Source organism: Kocuria sp. PD6 (genome assembly GCF_031844145.1).
In the GTDB taxonomy this organism is placed as follows: Bacteria; Actinomycetota; Actinomycetes; order Actinomycetales; family Micrococcaceae; genus Kocuria; species Kocuria marina.
The window spans coordinates 110,864-126,891 of record NZ_JAUZUS010000002.1; the positions used below are offsets into that span (position 1 = coordinate 110,864).

14 protein-coding genes are annotated in these 16,028 nt (G+C 69.5%); 6 read left to right on the forward strand and 8 right to left on the reverse strand.

All coding sequences use genetic code 11. The annotated features are described in order from the left end of the window. The first annotated feature begins 61 nt into the window (after positions 1-61). A complete protein-coding gene (pdxS, locus tag Q9R22_RS02065; protein WP_131332123.1) occupies positions 62-991 on the forward strand; it encodes a pyridoxal 5'-phosphate synthase lyase subunit PdxS in 930 nt (309 codons plus the stop codon). Then, the gene (pdxT, locus tag Q9R22_RS02070; protein WP_131332122.1) at positions 988-1,644 is read left to right on the forward strand and encodes a pyridoxal 5'-phosphate synthase glutaminase subunit PdxT; all 657 of its coding nucleotides are present in this window, start codon (positions 988-990) and stop codon (positions 1,642-1,644) included. The genes pdxS and pdxT overlap by 4 nt, the downstream gene beginning before the upstream one ends. 75 nt (positions 1,645-1,719) lie before the next feature. Here the strand turns inward: pdxT and Q9R22_RS02075 are convergent, their stop codons facing one another. The 5 genes from Q9R22_RS02075 to Q9R22_RS02095 all read right to left on the reverse strand — a co-directional run bounded on the left by Q9R22_RS02075 (position 1,720) and on the right by Q9R22_RS02095 (position 6,801). Beyond that, the gene (locus Q9R22_RS02075) at positions 1,720-2,709 is read right to left on the reverse strand and encodes a YgcG family protein (protein WP_242670550.1); all 990 of its coding nucleotides are present in this window, start codon (positions 2,707-2,709) and stop codon (positions 1,720-1,722) included. A 138-nt stretch (positions 2,710-2,847) separates the two neighbouring features. Next, a complete protein-coding gene (locus Q9R22_RS02080; protein ID WP_131332121.1) occupies positions 2,848-3,738 on the reverse strand; it encodes a universal stress protein in 891 nt (296 codons plus the stop codon). 53 nt (positions 3,739-3,791) lie between these two features. After that, positions 3,792-4,787 carry a universal stress protein gene (locus tag Q9R22_RS02085; protein ID WP_131332120.1) on the reverse strand — a complete coding sequence of 332 codons (996 nt, stop codon included), beginning with the start codon at positions 4,785-4,787 and terminating at the stop codon, positions 3,792-3,794. A gap of 110 nt (positions 4,788-4,897) precedes the next feature. Further along, positions 4,898-6,289 (reverse strand): MATE family efflux transporter, encoded by a 1,392-nt coding sequence (locus Q9R22_RS02090; RefSeq protein ID WP_396415658.1) that lies wholly within the window; start codon positions 6,287-6,289, stop codon positions 4,898-4,900. A 155-nt stretch (positions 6,290-6,444) separates the two neighbouring features. Next, entirely contained in the window at positions 6,445-6,801 is a 357-nt protein-coding gene (locus tag Q9R22_RS02095) for a universal stress protein (RefSeq protein WP_131332119.1), read from the reverse strand. Positions 6,802-7,009: 208 nt separating this feature from the next. Between Q9R22_RS02095 and Q9R22_RS02100 the strand changes: the two genes are divergently transcribed. Genes Q9R22_RS02100 through Q9R22_RS02110 form a run of 3 tightly spaced genes read left to right on the forward strand, consistent with a single transcriptional unit; the run spans position 7,010 to position 10,164 of the window. Continuing rightward, positions 7,010-8,011, forward strand: coding sequence for a tripartite tricarboxylate transporter substrate binding protein (locus Q9R22_RS02100; RefSeq protein WP_131332118.1), 1,002 nt, complete (start codon positions 7,010-7,012; stop codon positions 8,009-8,011). Further along, complete coding sequence (locus tag Q9R22_RS02105; RefSeq protein WP_242670549.1) at positions 8,008-8,658, forward strand: tripartite tricarboxylate transporter TctB family protein; 651 nt, start codon at positions 8,008-8,010, stop codon at positions 8,656-8,658. The genes Q9R22_RS02100 and Q9R22_RS02105 overlap by 4 nt, the downstream gene beginning before the upstream one ends. Then, positions 8,659-10,164: a tripartite tricarboxylate transporter permease gene (locus Q9R22_RS02110; RefSeq protein ID WP_064846417.1), complete on the forward strand. Its 1,506-nt coding sequence runs from the start codon at positions 8,659-8,661 to the stop codon at positions 10,162-10,164. 159 nt (positions 10,165-10,323) lie between these two features. Here Q9R22_RS02110 and Q9R22_RS02115 read toward each other — a convergent pair whose 3' ends face one another. Together Q9R22_RS02115 and Q9R22_RS02120 are read right to left on the reverse strand one after the other, a co-directional pair. Continuing rightward, a complete protein-coding gene (locus Q9R22_RS02115) occupies positions 10,324-11,781 on the reverse strand; it encodes a benzaldehyde dehydrogenase (RefSeq protein ID WP_131332117.1) in 1,458 nt (485 codons plus the stop codon). A gap of 183 nt (positions 11,782-11,964) precedes the next feature. After that, entirely contained in the window at positions 11,965-13,248 is a 1,284-nt protein-coding gene (locus Q9R22_RS02120) for an MFS transporter (RefSeq protein WP_131332116.1), read from the reverse strand. Between the two features lie 147 nt (positions 13,249-13,395). Between Q9R22_RS02120 and Q9R22_RS02125 the strand changes: the two genes are divergently transcribed. Continuing rightward, positions 13,396-14,634: a tripartite tricarboxylate transporter TctB family protein gene (locus Q9R22_RS02125; protein WP_131332115.1), complete on the forward strand. Its 1,239-nt coding sequence runs from the start codon at positions 13,396-13,398 to the stop codon at positions 14,632-14,634. Between the two features lie 39 nt (positions 14,635-14,673). Here the strand turns inward: Q9R22_RS02125 and Q9R22_RS02130 are convergent, their stop codons facing one another. Continuing rightward, a complete protein-coding gene (locus Q9R22_RS02130; RefSeq protein ID WP_131333835.1) occupies positions 14,674-15,984 on the reverse strand; it encodes a glycosyltransferase 87 family protein in 1,311 nt (436 codons plus the stop codon). Positions 15,985-16,028: the final 44 nt, after the last annotated feature.

A 16,028-nucleotide genomic window follows, 5' to 3' on the forward strand; every position in this document is an offset into this window, starting at 1 on the left:
CACTTCATTTCGTCGATTTTGGCTCTGTCAATGGACCATCCACGCTGCCAGGATGGAGGCCATGACCGAAACCTTGCAGACCTCCGCCCAGAACCCCACCCCCGTGACCGGATCGCGTCTCGTCAAGCGCGGCCTGGCCGACATGCTCAAGGGCGGTGTGATCATGGACGTGGTCACCGCTGAGCAGGCCCGGATCGCCGAGGACTCCGGAGCCGTGGCTGTGATGGCGCTCGAGCGCGTTCCCGCGGACATCCGCTCCCAGGGTGGCGTGGCGCGCATGAGTGATCCCGATCTGATCGAGCAGATCATCGACTCGGTGTCCATCCCCGTGATGGCCAAGGCGCGGATCGGGCACTTCGTGGAGGCCCAGGTGCTCGAGCACCTCAAGGTGGACTACATCGACGAGTCCGAGGTGCTCTCCCCCGCCGATTACGTCAACCACATCGACAAGCACCGCTTCAACGTCCCGTTCGTGTGCGGTGCGACCAACCTGGGTGAGGCGCTGCGCCGGATCACCGAGGGCGCGGCCATGATCCGCTCCAAGGGCGAGGCCGGAACGGGGGACGTCTCCGAGGCCACCAAGCACATCCGCACCATTCGCGCCCAGATCGCCGAGCTGCAGGGCCTCTACACCTCCACCCCGGACGCCCTCTACGTCAAGGCCAAGGAACTGTCCGCGCCGTACGAGCTGGTGGCGGAGGTCGCCCGCACGGGCAAGCTCCCCGTGGTGCTGTTCACCGCCGGGGGGATCGCGACCCCCGCGGACGCCGCCATGATGATGCAGCTCGGTGCGGACGGCGTGTTCGTGGGCTCGGGCATCTTCAAGTCCGGCAACCCCGCCGAGCGCGCCCGCGCCATCGTGGCCGCGACCGCCTACTACGACGATCCCGCCCGCATCGCAGAGGCCTCCCGCGGCCTGGGCGAGGCCATGGTCGGCATCAACGTGGCGGACCTGCCCGCACCCCACCGCCTCGCGGAGCGCGGCTGGTGAGCTCCGCCCCCACCGTCGGTGTCCTGGCGCTGCAGGGCGGGGTGGCCGAGCACCTGGCGATGCTCCAATCGCTGGGTGCCCGGGCGGTTCGCGTCCGTTCCGTCTCGGACCTGCTAGGCGACGACGGCGCTCCCGCCGTGGGCGCGCTCGTCCTGCCCGGGGGTGAGTCCTCCACGATGGACCGGCTGTGCCGCACGTTCGGTCTGTTCGAGCCCCTCCAGCGGGTCATCCGCGCCGGCCTGCCCACTCTGGGCACGTGCGCGGGACTCATCATGCTGTCCACGCGGATTGCGGATCCCGCGCCGGGGCAGCAGAGCCTGGGTGTTCTGGACGTCACGGTGGACCGCAATGCGTTCGGCTCCCAGGTCGACTCCGCGGAAGTTTCGCTCCCCTGGGCCGGCACCGCTGGCCACGCGGAGACGGACGACGACACCGCGATGGCCCCGAGCGGCGTCGTCCGCGCGGCCTTCATCCGAGCACCCTCGGTGACCGAGGTGGGGGACGGTGTGCAGGTGCTGGCCCGCTACCGCGACACGGTGGTGGCCGTTCGCCAGGCCAATGTCCTGGGCATCAGTTTCCACCCCGAGCTCATGGGAGAGACCACCGTGCACGAGGAACTGCTGAGCATGGTCCGGACGGGCGCGAACGCATAGCGCGGGCCACGGCCCCGCGTTCGTCCCGCGGCGGCCGCTCGGAGTATCGAAGAGACGTTCCCGGAACGTCCCTGGTCAGAAACTCCCTGATGAACCCCCGCCGGTGAACCCGCCGCCCCCGCCGAAGGACGACGGGGACGAGCTCCCGAACGACGACCCCGCCGAGGATGCCGCCGAACCGTTGTACACCGCCGGGTACATCACGTAGAGCGGCAACCACGAGCGGAACGTGGGCGCGTACCGGATCTCGTGCTCGATGCCGTCCGCGTCCTTGGCCCGATTGGGTTTGTCGTTGAGCCCGGGGGCCTTGCGGTTCTGGAGGCGGTACTTGTAGTACGCCTGGCGCATCCCGTCCGTGATCTCCTCGTCCGGGTGCTCCCGCTGGAACTGCTCGATCTCGCCCTCCGCCTGCTCCCGGATCCGTTTGTTCTGCCGGTGATGGCGCCACCAGCTCAGCAGGACCACCAGGACCGTCACGCCCACGAGCCCCAGGACCACACGGGCCGACATGTTGCTCGTGGCCTCCCGATCAGCGGCCGCTTGCGGATTCGCCTCGTCGTAGACCTCGGCGATGGTGTTCGTGAACGCTCCCGCGTAATCCTCTTTCTTGAACCCCGGTTCCAGCTCGTCCTGCATGATGTTCCGGGCGTCCCTGTCCGAGAGCACCTCGCGGGCCCCGTCCGCGACCTCGATGCGCAGCTCACGTTCGCCCATGTCCGCGACCACGAGCACCCCGTTGTTGCGGCCGTCGTCTCCCACGCCCCAGTCCGTGGCCACCGTGCGGGAGTAGTCCTCGATGCTCTCTCCCTGGGTGTCGTCCACCGTGAGCACGGCCGCGCGGATGTACTCGTTCTCGGAGTTCTTCTCCCCGATCAATCGGTTCAGCTGTGCTTCCTGGTCCGGGGTCAGCAGGTCCGCCTGGTCCTGCACCGCACCCTCGGTGGGGCGGGGTGGCACGTCCAGGGCGTGGGCGGGAGCGGCGACTCCCGCGACGAGCACCGCCCCCAGCGCGCCGGTCGTGATGATGCGCCGCAGGGGCGCCATCCTGAGCGTCTCGGTGTCCACGGATCCTCCCGGGTTTCGTCACATGCTGGTCGGCACAGGTTCTCGCAGGCCAGGGTGCGGGTACGACGACGCCGCGCGGCCCTGCGATCCCGGCGGCGCGTTGCTCTCGAGACCCAGTGGGTTTCGAGAGCGCCCGACTCAGCGGCGCGCGGTGGGGACCACCATCACGGGGCACTCGGCGTCCGCGAGTGCGGCCTGGGACACCGAACCCATGAGCAGACCGCGGAACCCGCCGTACCCGCGGGTGCCCATGACGAGCAGCTCGGCGGTGCGGGAGGCGTCCACGAGTGCGTCCGCGGGGCGGCCCTCCAGCACGCGGGTCTCGATCTCCAGGTCCGGGAAGTCCTTGCGCAGTTCCTCGGCCACGGAATCGGTGAGATCCTTGGCCGGGGCCATGAGCTGTTCCTGCACGGCGCGATCCAGCTCGGCGGAGTTCATGGGCAGGTAGCTCGTGGTGGGGACCACGCTCACGATCGCGAGCCGCAGCCCGTGATCCGCGGCGTACCGGGCGGCCTGCGGGACCGCCTCGTTCTTGGCGCCGAGCTTGTCCACGCCCACGACCACGCGACCCTCGAAGCTCTCACCCTCGGGCCGGGTCTCACGTTCGTCAGGGCGCCACTCCTCCGGGAGGATCACCACGGGCGCGGCGGAGTGGGCGGCCACCGCGGCGGAGACCGAACCCACGCGCCCGCGCACCCCGTGGTGCCCGCGCTTGCCGAGGACCACCACGGAGGCGTCCTGGGCCTCGTAGACGATCACGCCGGCGGCGTCGCCGCGCTCGATGATGCCCTGCCCGGTGACGCCGCCCGCCTTGGCCTTCTCCACGGCGCGTTTGGCCAGCCGCTCCGATTCCTGGTGCAGCGCATCCGCGAAGGCTCCATAGATGGACTGGTCCAGGCCGGTCTGGCGGCCCGTGGAGAGCACGATCTTCAACGGCTCCTGCCGCTTCTGGGCCTCGAGGATCGCCCAGTCCAGGGCCCGCTCACTGTGATCGGAACCGTCGTACGCCACCACGATGTTCTGTGTCATCTGTCTGCACCTAGTTTCTTAACTGTGTTTCGAGGGGGAGTGCGGATCGGGACTCAGCGCCCGCTGGGGACCACCATCACGGGCCCGGCAGCGGAGCTCAGCACGGCCTGGGACACGGATCCGAGCAACAGACCCGTGAACCCACCGATCCCGCGGGAGCCCACGACCACAAGGTCCGCGGTCCGGGTGGCCTGCACGAGCACCCGGCCGGGGCGGCCCAGGAACGCGTGCTGAGTGACCCGCAGCCGGGGTTCCCGCTCAGCAATGGTGCGCGCCAGTTCTGAGAGCCGTTCAAGCGATTCCTGGAAGTAGTAGGTCTGGTTGTACTGGTCCTGGAACCACTCCGGGGTCCCGGACAGGGCGCCGTTCACGGAGACGAGGCTCAGGGTCGCGTCATGGGACAGGGCGTACTGGATCGCGTGCGCTACCGCGGGGTTCTTCTCCCCCGCGCCGTCCACGCCCACGACCACGGAGCCGGAGAAGTCCATCTCGGAGGCAGGGGTGCGGGTTCCACCCTGGGCCTCGTCGTCGGAGACGCGCACGTCCTTGCCGTCCCGGCCCTCCTCGCGGGCGATTTCCGCGTCCGAGTCGTCCTCGTGGGTTCCGGGCGGGACCACGATCACGGGCACGGGGCTGTGGGCCGCCACGGCCGCGGAGACCGAGCCCAGCCGACCCCGCAGGGCATCGCCCTTGCCGCGCTTGCCCATGACCACCAGGCACGCGTCCTTGGCGGCGTGCAGGACGGCCCGAGCGGCGTCGCCCTCGCCCAGGACCTTGCGGATCTCGACGTCCGGGGCGTGGGAGCGGGCGTACTCCCCGGCGGCCTCGAGATGGGATTCGCTCTCCGCCTTCACGGCGTCGTGGAAGCGCTGTTCCAGGCCTGGATCCCCCACGACCGCGACGGGGAACGCGCACAACAGGCGCACCGGGACTTTGCGGGCGGCCGCCTCCGTGAGGGCACGGTCGAGGGCGCGCAGCGCGATCTCGGAACCATCAATACCCACCAGGACGGGAGCGTTGGACGAGGTGTTCAGAACGTCGTTGTTCATACCTCCAGGATAGTCTCCGCACCCTGCAACGGCGCGGTCCACCACGCGATTTCAGGCCTGTGACGACGCCGCACGGAGCCTCCTGGCGCCGGGCCGGCTCCGCGGGCCGCTCACGCCATCGCGAACATCCACCGGTCCCCGCGGATGCGCAGACCCAGGGTCACGGCACGGGCGCCCATGTACCCGCCCGCGTACGCAACCCAGAGCCACGCCGCGCCCGCGGTGCCGCTCCCACCCCGTTCGAGAACGAGCCACAACAGGGGCGCGTACACGACCAGGTTGATGACCCCGGCCAGGGCGAGATAGCGAGCGTCGCCGGCGCCGATCAGAACGCCGTCGAGCACGAACACGAATGCCGCGAGGGGCTGACCCACGGCCACGACGATCAACGCGACCCCGAAGATCACCTGGACGTCCCGCGACGAGGTGAAGAGGAAGCCCAGGTGCGGCCCGAGCAGACCCACGATCACGCCCGTGACCACGCCGAAGCCCAGACCCCACCGGATCAGTCGATGCATGAGCCTCCGGACATGTTCGCGTTCCGAGCGCCGTTGCAGGTCCCGGGCGCCGAGTTCCTTGCCCAGCAGCGCCTGGGCGGCGATGGCCAGGGCGTCCAGTGCGAAGGCCAGGAAGTTGAAGATCGTCATGGTCAGTTGGTAGGCCGCGAGGTTCTCGGCCCCCTGCGCCGTGGCCACCACCACGGTCACCAGGATCGCGGCGCGCAGGGACAGGGTGCGCAGCATGAGCCATGTCCCCACCGTGAGGTGCGTGCGCACCCCGGCCCAGGACGTCGCGAGGCTCACGCCGCGCCGTCGGAACTGCCGGGTGAGCATGATCAGGTACGTCACTGCCATGGCCCACTGCGTGATGCTCGTGCCGATCGCCGCGCCCGCGACGCCCAGCTGCGCGCCGTACACGAGCGCCACGTTCAGCCCCGCGTTCACGGCGGCGCCCACGCCCGCGATCACGAGCGGGGTGGTCGTGTCCTGCAGACCTCGCAGCACACCCACGGCGGCCAGCACGATCAGCATGGCCACGAGTCCGGGCAGGGACCACAGCGCGTACGACGTCGCGTGCTCCAGCACTTCGCCCTCCGCACCCAGGGCGCGCAGCAGGGGACGAACGGCCACGGCGCCCGCCGCGGCGAGCAGCACCCCGAGACCCGCGGCGGTCCACAGCCCGTCCCGACCCACGCGCAGGGCATCGGCGAGTCTGCCGCCACCCACGTGCCGGGCCACCGCGGGGGTGGTGCTGTAGGCCAGGAAGACCATGAGTCCCACGACCGTCTGCACCACCGTCGCGGCGATCCCTACCCCCGCGAGCTGCGCCGTGCCCAGGTGGCCGATGATCGCCGAGTCCGCTAGCAGGAACAGCGGCTCCGCGATCAGCGCTCCGAACGCCGGGACGGCGAGCGCGAGGATCTGGCGGTTCAGGCTCTTCCCGCCCGCGGTCTTGGACGGGGTCCCAGGATCCGACGGCGTTGCCGGACCCTCGGGCGTCACGGGCTCCTCGGAAGCTGCGGGGCCCCCGCGGTGGAGACCTCCGGGATCGGGCTCCGAGGGGCGGGCGTCTTGGGGCGCGCGGGGGTTCGGGTGTGAGCGGAAGGAAGGCACCGCACCAGGGTAAGGGGATCAGTCACCCGCCGAGGCGGGCAGGGTCAGCGTCCCGGAGCGGGTTTCACCGCGATCACGGGGACGGCGGATTCCAGGATGATCTGCTGCGCGGAAGAACCCAGGAAGATCTTGCCCGCGGGGGACCGCCGTCGGACCCCCACCACCACGGCGTCGATCTCCGCGCGGTTGGTGGCGTCCACCAGATCCCCCACGGCATTGCGGCTGCGGGCGGCGGCATGCTCCACGCTCGCGCGCTCATACGGGATCGCGGACAGATCCGGCTCGTTCCCGTCCACGGGGAACACCACGAGGTCGGTGTCGCGACGCCGGGCTTCCTGCACGGCGAAGTCGCGGGCGGCGTGACCGGCCGGAGTCTCGGCGGCGGCAAGGATGATGGCCATGGGTCCTCTTCTCTGTGCGCGATCCATCTGGGGGCAGGTTCCGGGGCGGGGCGAGATCACCCCCGGGCGGTGAACCGGTGCCGGCTCGGTGAATCCCGGGGTCCGCGTCGGTACCGCCTCCCACGTGGGGGTATGTGTATCCTCAGTCACACTTCTCGCGGCCCCGTGGGCGCGGGAATCCCCCTTACCGCGAATCCCGGGAGAATCCATGAGCTCCACCCACTCCCCCGACCGCCGCACGTTCCTGACCTACGGTCTCGGGGGACTCGTGGCCCTGGGGACCATCGGAACCGCGACGGCGGGGTCCATCGCATCGGCCTCCGGCGGCAACGACCTCCGTTCGTCGCTGACCATTATCGCCCCGGCGGCCGCGGGCGGCGGGTGGGACACCGTGGCCCGGGAGATGCAGCAGGCCCAACGGGCCAACGGCATCGTGAACAACACCCAGGTGGTGAACATCCCGGGTGCCGGCGGGACCATCGCGCTCGGGAACCTGGAGATCCTCTCCGGCAAGGCCAACAACCTCATGGTGGGTGGCACGGGTCAGTTGGCGGCCACCATCCAGTACGACTCCGCCACCACCTACGCGGACGTGAATCCCCTGGCCGTGGTGGTGGAGGAGTACGACGTGATCGTGGTCCCCGGCGATTCCCCGTACACGTCCCTGAAGGAACTCATGACGGCGTGGGCCAAGACCCCCGGCAAGGTCCCGTGGACCGGAGGCGGTTCCTTCGACCAGCTGGTCGTGACCGAGATGGCGATCAGTACCGGGTTGGCACCCAAGGACATGATCTACGTGTCCTCGGACGGCGGCGGTGAATCCACCCAGGCCCTGCTCAACGGCACGGCGGCCGCCGCGGCCAGCGGGTACCCGGATTCCATCGACCAGATCGAGTCCGGGCGGTTGCGGGCCCTGGGCATCGTGGCCCGCGGACCCGTGCCCGGGGTGGAGATCCCCACGACCGTGGAGCAGGGCTTCGACGTCACCCTGGCCAACTGGCGCTTGCTCGTGGCACCGGGTGGGATCACGCCGGAGGAGAAGACCGAGCTCGAGACCATCGTGCGGGAAACGATCGCCACACCGCAGTGGCGGGAGGCCATCGAACGCTTCAACTGGAACGAGAACGTGATCACGGGCGAGGAGCTCACCCGTTTCCTCGCGGACGAGAAGACCCGCATCCAGGGCCTCTACAAGGAGTTGGGACTGTGACATCACAGGTGACCGGGTCGACCCCGGCGTCCGCACCACCCCCGCAGGAGGCGCCGCCCTCCGCGCACCGGTCGCTGCTGTCCGAGCTGACCATGCCCTTGGTGCTCGCGGCTTTCGCGACGTACCTGCTGGTGGGCATGCTCAGCATGTCCGTCCCGGAGTCGGTGGACTTCCCCGGGCCCCGGTTCTTCCCGGCCGTGGTGACGGCCGTGATCTACGCCCTGGTGATCGTGGAGGTGCTCTCGATCCTGCGCCGCCGGTCCGCGGACCGTTCCCCTGGAGGCCACCCGACGACGTCGACGGGCAGCACCGCGCACACCTCCCCCGCCGATGACGACGCCGCACCCTCGGCGGACGATGCCGGCTACGAGTTCGTAGGTGCCTACGAGCCCGCCACGCCCCAATTCTCGTGGCGGTCCTTCGCCTGGGTGGTGGGCGGTTTCCTGGTGTTTGCACTACTGCTCGAGTTCCTGGGGTGGATCATCGGCGCCGCCGTACTGTTCTGGTGCGTGGCCCGCGGCTTCGGCTCCACCCGCCCGCTGTTCTCACTGGTCGTGGGGCTGACCGTGAGTTCCCTCGCGTACATCGCCTTCGACATGGCCCTGGGACTGTCCCTGCCCTCCGGCCTCCTGGGGGGTGGGTTCTAGATGGAGACCCTCTCGCTGTTGCTGGACGGTTTCGCCGGGGCGCTCACCCTGCAGAACCTCTTCTGGGTGGTGCTCGGATGCTTCCTGGGCACCGCCGTGGGTGTCATGCCCGGCCTGGGGTCCTCCATGGCCGTGGCGCTGCTGCTGCCCGTGACGTTCGCCCTGGATCCCACCGCGGCGTTCATCATGTTCTCCGGCGTGTATTTCGGCGGGCTGTTCGGGGATTCCACCATGGGCATCCTCATGAACACCCCGGGGCAGGCCTCGGCCATCGCGTCCACGTTCGAGGGCCACAAGATGGCGCTCACCGGCAGAGCCCCACAAGCGCTCGCCACGGCGGCCATCGGGGCGTTCATCGGTGGTTTCGTGGCGTCCGTGGTGGTCGTGTTCTTCGCACCCTTCCTGGCCGAGTTCTCCACCCAGTTCGGTCCGGCGGAGTTCTTCGCCCTGGCCCTGTTCGCGTTCGTGGCCACGTCCTCCGTGGTGACGGACTCCGCGGTCAAGGGTTTGCTGTCCCTCGCCCTGGGACTGGGGATCGCCGTGGTGGGTATCGACTCCGTGACCGGCATCCCGCGGTTCACCATGAACTCCCCCTACCTCTTCGACGGGATCTCCCTGGTGACCGTCACGGTCGCGGTGCTCGCGCTGGGTGAGGTGATCTATTTCGCCACGACCGCCCGGTTCCAGAGCCAGGGAAGGATGCTGAAGGCCCAGGGGCGGCCCTGGTTGAGCCGCAAGGAACTGCGGGAGGCCACCCCGGCATGGTTGCGCGGCACGGCCATCGGCTTGCCGTTCGGCGTGGTCCCGGCCGGCGGCGCGGAGATCCCCACGTTCCTGGCATTCGGCGCGGAACGCAAGCTGGATCGGCGTCGTCGCGACCCGCAATTCGGCAAGGGCGCCATTCGAGGTCTTGCCGCACCCGAGGCCGCGGGCAACGCCACCACCGGTATGGCCATGGGTGCGCTGCTCGCGCTGGGCCTGCCCATCTCCGCGACCGCCGCCATCATGCTCGCCGCGTTCCGGCAGTACGGGCTGCAACCGGGACCGCTGCTGTTCGAGCGCGCCCCTGATCTCGTGTGGGCGCTGTTGGCCAGCTTCTTCATCGCGATGATCGTGCTGCTGATCATCAACCTGCCGTTCGCGATGGTGTGGGCCAAGCTACTGCTCATCCCGCGCCCGTACCTGTACGCGGGCATCACGGTGTTCTGCGGCCTGGGCATCTACGCGACGTCCGGCTCCACCTTCGACCTGCTCATGCTCCTGGGCGTGGGACTCGTCGGCTTCTTGATGCGTATGCATGATTACCCGCTCGCGCCGCTGATCATCGGGATGGTCCTGGGTCCGCTCGCGGAGACGAGCCTGCGGGACGCCCTGATCAGCGCGGACGGTGACGCCTCGGTCCTGGTGAGCGGTCCGATCGTGCTCGTGCTCTACGGGGTCCTGGTGATCATCCTGCTCCTGACACTGCGCAGCAAAGTCACGAGCCGCACCCGCAGGGACGTCTGAGCCGACTCATCTCCGGGTAAACCCCACCCTCTCCCAAGTGCGGGTGCACTGATTTCGCTGAGCTAAAACACGCAAACCCCTCTCAGAGGGTGGTTCGCTGCTTTAGCTCAGCAAAATCACACGCCGTCGCGATCCTCGGAGCCGGGCGGGATTGCCCGATCAGAACGGGTACTGCGGGATCTCCGGGCTGAGGGTGACCCATTGCAGCTCGGTGAACGCCTCGACGTTGGCGTCCGCCCCACCGAAGTGCACGCCCGTGCCGGAGGCCTTCATCCCACCCATGGGGGCGGTGGCCTCGTCCATCACGGTCATCTCGTTGATGTGGATCTTCCCGGCCGTGACGCGGTCCGCGACCTTCATGGCCTCCCCCACCTCGCCCAGGATCGACAGGGACAGCGCGTACTCGGAGGCGTTGGCCAGCGCCACGGCCTCGTCCACGGAGGACACCGCGATCACGGGTGCCACCGGGCCGAAGATCTCCTGGTTCCACGCCGGCATCTCAGGGGTGAGATCAGTCAGCACCGTGGGGCGATAGAACAACCCGTCGTGGGTGGCACCCGCCCGGATGGTGGCGCCGGCGATCACCGATTCCTGGACCTTGGAGTCCACGGACTTCAGCTGCTTCTCGTCGATGATCGGGCCCAGGTGGACCTGTCCCTCGGAGGGGTCGCCCACCACGAGGGCGTCCGCCTTGTCCGCGAGTCGCTGGACGTATTCCTCGTAGACATCCCGGTGCACGATGTGCCGACCCGTGGTCATGCACACCTGACCCTGGTGGAAGAAGGTCCCCATAGCACCCACGCTCGCGGCCAGGTCCAGGTCGGCGGAGGGCAGCACGATCATCGCGTTGTTGCCACCGAGCTCCAGGTGCGTGCGCTTGAGATGCTGGGCACCGGCCGCGCCCACGTGCCGCCCCGCCTCGGTGGAACCCGTGAAGGACACGATCCGGACCTCGGGTGCGTCCACGGCGGCCGCACCGGCGTCCCCGCCGCCGGGCAGCACGTGCAGCACACCCTCGGGAAGCCCGGCCTCCTCGAAGATGCGTGCGATCAGCACTCCGCCGGTCACGGGCGTGCGCGGGTCCGGCTTGAGCAGCACCGCATTACCGAGCGCGAGCGCGGGTGCCACGGAACGGATCGAGAGGATCAGGGGGAAGTTGAACGGGGAGATCACCGACACCACCCCGGCGGGCAGACGCCGTGCGAGCGACCAGTGCGGGTCGTCCGAGGCCAGCACCTGGCCCTTCGCGTGCGTGGGCAGCGCGGACGCCTCGAAGCATTCCTGCGCGGCCACGTGGGCCTCCATCCCGGCCTTGGGCTGGATGGCGCCGGTCTCGCGCACGACCCAGTCCACGACCTCGGCAGCGTGCTCCTCGAACAACTGCCCCGCCCGGCGCAGCACGGCCGCGCGCTCGGTGGGCTTGAGCGCTGCCCAGGACTGCTGGGCCGACGACGCCGCGGACGCCGCCCGGTACACGTCCTCCGGCGTGGCCGCACCCACGTGACCCAGGACCGCTTCCGAGGCCGGGTTCAGCACCGTGATGGGCTCACCGGAACCCTCCGTCCACTCCCCGTCGAAGATCTTCCCGTCCCATCGGCCGTCCTCGAGAATCGCCATGTCCCTTACCTCCTGGTGTGCCACGTGATGGATCTCCATTGTGCGGGAGCCGGCCCCATCCAGACCACGGGCCGGGTGATATCCGCGGCCCGCGAACGGCATGGGAGTGAGCGGGCGACCCGAGGGTGCGCGAGCGGCGTCGTCGTCCCCGAAGACGAGCCCCCTCGAGGAAGGCGCAGACGGTCAGGGTTGCGGGTCGCGGGCGTCGTAGCGCATGAACCCGGGGAACATCCGCATGAGCAGCAGCACGAGCAGGAAGCAGATCACGGCACCCACCAGGGCGGCGAACCCTGGACCGAGCCACTGGCCGCCGGTGCCCATCGCGGCGTCGCCCAGGCGAGGGCCGCCCGCAACCACCACGATGAAGATGCCCTGGAGCCTGCCGCGCAGCGAGTCGGGGGTGGCCGCCTGCAGGATGGTGGTGCGGAACAGCATGGACACCGAGTCCATGACCCCCGCGGCCACGAGCACCAGGCAGGACATGACGAGGGGCCACGCGGTGTCCCGGCCCCAGCCGCCGGAGGCCACCAGGATCACCGCACCGAACGCCATGATGCACACGGCCCACGCGGCCACGGCGGCAGCACACCCGCGACCGTGGTGATTGATGCGAATAAATGTTCCCGAGAAGACTCCCGCGAGGACGGATCCCGACGCGAGCGCCGCGGTGAGCAGCCCCACCGTGAACTGGTCCCCGCCCAGCGCGGACGCCCCCAGCACGGGGAACAGCGCGCGGGGCATGGCGAAGATCATGGCGGCCAGGTCCAGCAGGAACGTCATGCGCAGGTTGGGGCGGGTGGCCAGGAACCGGAACCCCTCCACGACGGAACGGAAACCGGCCTTGCTCGTGGCGCCGTCCTCCCCGGGGATGGGCGGCAGGGGTGGCAGTTTGTACATGGCCCACAGGCTCACGGCGAAGCTCAGGGCGTCCACCGTGTAGGCCCACCGGAAACCCAGTCCGGCCACCGTGAGCGCGCCCAGCAGCGGGCCCACCATGAGGCACGAGCCCATGGTCAGTTGGAACAGGGCGTTGGCGGCGGGCAGTTGTCGCATGGGGACCAGGCGCGGGACGATCGCACCGCGCACGGGCTGGTTCAGTCCCTGCGCGAAGGAGTGCAGGGCCACGATGCCGTAGAGCACCGCGACGCTCGCAATGTCCAGCCACGCGTGCGCGGCCAACGCCACGGTCATGATGAACAGGCCGAACGTGGTCCACAGGCCCGCCGAACGCCGGTCGGTGGCGTCCCCGATGCTGCCCCCGTAGAGACCTGCGATGATCAGGGGCACGAGCGCGAAGAAGCCCACCATCCCCACGGCGAACGTGGATCCGGTCAGCTCGAACACTTCCAGGCTGATCGCGATCACGGTGAACTGGCTTCCGAGCATCGACAGCGTGGACCCGATCCACAGTCGCCGGAAGGCGGGGATGTCCCGCACGGGGGCGATGTCGAGCAGGAAACGGGCCACGGGTCGATCCTAGGGGCAGGTGGGGGTGCGCACCTCACCCGTCACGATGCAAGTACGGCCCGTGCGTCCCACCCCTGAGTCCTCGTGCGTGTCCCCCGCACCACATACCCTGGGAGCACCCTTTTCCCCGGGATCACAGGAGTCCTCATGCGCACACGCGAACAGCGCCGGGCCGCGCGGTCGGCCCGCGGTTGGCCGCGGTTGCGAGTGCACGCCGTGCGCAACGGGGTGGGAGCCGTGATCCTCGGGGCGCTTCTCCTGTGGGTAACCCACGGACCCTTCCGTTTCGAGAACTTCCCGGCCGGGGACGTGGCCTGGGTCTGGCGTGTGATCGCCCTGGTCGTGGCGGTAATGCTGCCCTACGTGCTTCTGACCATGGGCGTGTATCTACTGGTCGCCGGCTTTCTGGCGACCAATAGGGCGGCGTTGGCCGCCGGGCGCGCCCGCACCGTGGTGCTCGAGCCCGAGGACCCGGAGGATCCCCCGGTCACCACGCACCGACTCTCGGAGCACACTCCCCCGGGCGTGAAGATCCGGGCCCACACGGTGCACGGTTGTCGTCACGACAACCGCTACACCCGTGATCTCCTGGGTTTACTGCCCATTCAGTCGCCAGCGGCCCTCGCGCCCCTGGGGACGGGGATCGTGGCGCTCATCGCGGCCTCAATCTACTACTCCACGGGATACGCCGAACCCGCCGCCGTCCTGCTGCTGGGCGTGCTCTACCTCGGCTGGAAACTCTTCCGGGGTTGGCGCAGCCACCGCGTCTTCGCGGACACGCCGTGGCAGGCGCCGCGGGAAGTCGACACCGGTTCCGTCCCGCGTGTCACCCCGCTGCGGGACCAGGACACCGCACACCACCCCGTCACCCGGGTCTCCTACGTCACGGACGACGACGCCGCGGCGCCGCACGTACGGGAGCGAGCGGCGCCGTCGTCGTACGAGGTCGACGACCCGGAGGAGCCGTACGAGACCACCGACGAGCTGCCCGTGATCGAGAAGATCCGCGACCGGTATACCGAGCCCCGCCGGATGAGTGCGTCGCAGCGACGGTTGGCGGAGCGGGCGGAGCGCGAGGCGATCCGGCGGAGGCTCCCGCGCGTGGTCGAGGCCGAACGGGCGGACACGCACGCCACCGCCCCCCGGGTGGTACGTGATGCGCAGCGCACCGACCCGCGGGACGTCTATGAGACGGATCCGCAGGGGGAGGCCGCGGAGCAGGAACAGCAACGGCTCAACCAGAAGCGCTACGAGGACCACATGCAACGCCACCGCGACAAGCGGGAGGACCGGTTGCGCAATGCGGAGGCCCGGCAGCCCGAGGAGGCGCCCTCGCTGTGGGGGTACGCCAAGAACCGGCTCACGAGGCGCGGGGACGACTCCTAACGCTCAACGACCGCCACGGGGAGCTTCTCCGGCGTGTGGCTATCGTCGCGGGGATGACTTCTTATCTTCGGCGCTTGGCTCCTCCGCATTCAACACAGTGGCACCGGGCCGGGCCCCGGCCGCCGCGGGCGCACCCAGCTGCCAGATCCGCCGCACGGTCCAACCCAGGAGGATCACGAGCAGCACGTTACGCAGGGTCAGCACCCCGGCCATGACCGGGTTCGCGTGGATCAGCGGCGTGTAGAACAGCGGGTAGATCACGAACGTGGTCGCCGCGATGCCCAGGGTCAGTAAGGCCGGGATGCGCCACCGGACGCGATCGTGCAGCAGACCCACCATGATCACCGGGGCCAGCCAGATCATGAACTGCGGGGAGCCCACCTTGTTGAACACGATCAGCACGATGGTCAGCAGCAAGGATCCGGCGTGAACCAGGCGCGCCCTGTCCGCACCGCGCCGCAGTGCCCGGATGAGCAGCACCGCGGCAATGAGAACGGCCATGAGCAGCAGCGGCTGCATGAGGGAAGCCATGACCTCCACACCGGGACCGTAGACCTCGGTGGAGTTGATCGCGGTGTTGTCCGCGATCCGGGAGTCGGCGAGCCCCAGGACAGCGGCCCACACCCACGGCGTGGAGAACGTGGCCTCGAGCTGCATCCCGCGGGAGCCTTGGTTGAGCAGGAAGTCCGCGATCCGCTCGATCCCGCCGAGCACCAGCACGCCCAGCACCACGAACAGCGTGACCACCACGCCCGCCGTGATGATGCGCACGCGCTGTTTGAGCGCGATGACCATGGCCAGCAGCACCGCGGCCGGCCACACCTTGATCCACGTGGCGATGCTCAGCAGCGCCGATCCCACCACCGGATGGCGCACGGCGTAGAGCAGGCCGATGAACACGATCGGCGCCGCCACACCCTCCACACGCGCGAAGCTGAGGTACCCCAGGAACACGGTGAAGACGACCCACCACCACCCGGCCAGCACACCGCTGCGCGGGGCGCGGTGGAGGAGGAACCACATGGCCACGGCGTTCAACGCAGTGATCATGAGCGTCCACGCCAGAAGGTAGAGGTCGTAGCCCGCGATCCTCGGGAACATGATGGGCACCTGTGCGAGCACGGGGTAGACCCACGGGCTGACGGGACCCTGGTCGGGCGCGTTGTACCCGGCCATCGCCCATTCGCGATACTGCTCGGTGTCACTGAACGCCCACCCGTGCAGGAAGAACGTGGCCATCCAGCACAGGAAGTACACGTGCACCACCGCGAAGCCCACCCACACGGCGGCGGGGCGGTTCAGCCACTCCTGCGGACGACGGCGCTGCGGCCCGGGCCGCGCGCCCGTCACCGAGTGAGCGGCGTCGTCGGCAGAGGCAGCCTCGGGGTGCGCCG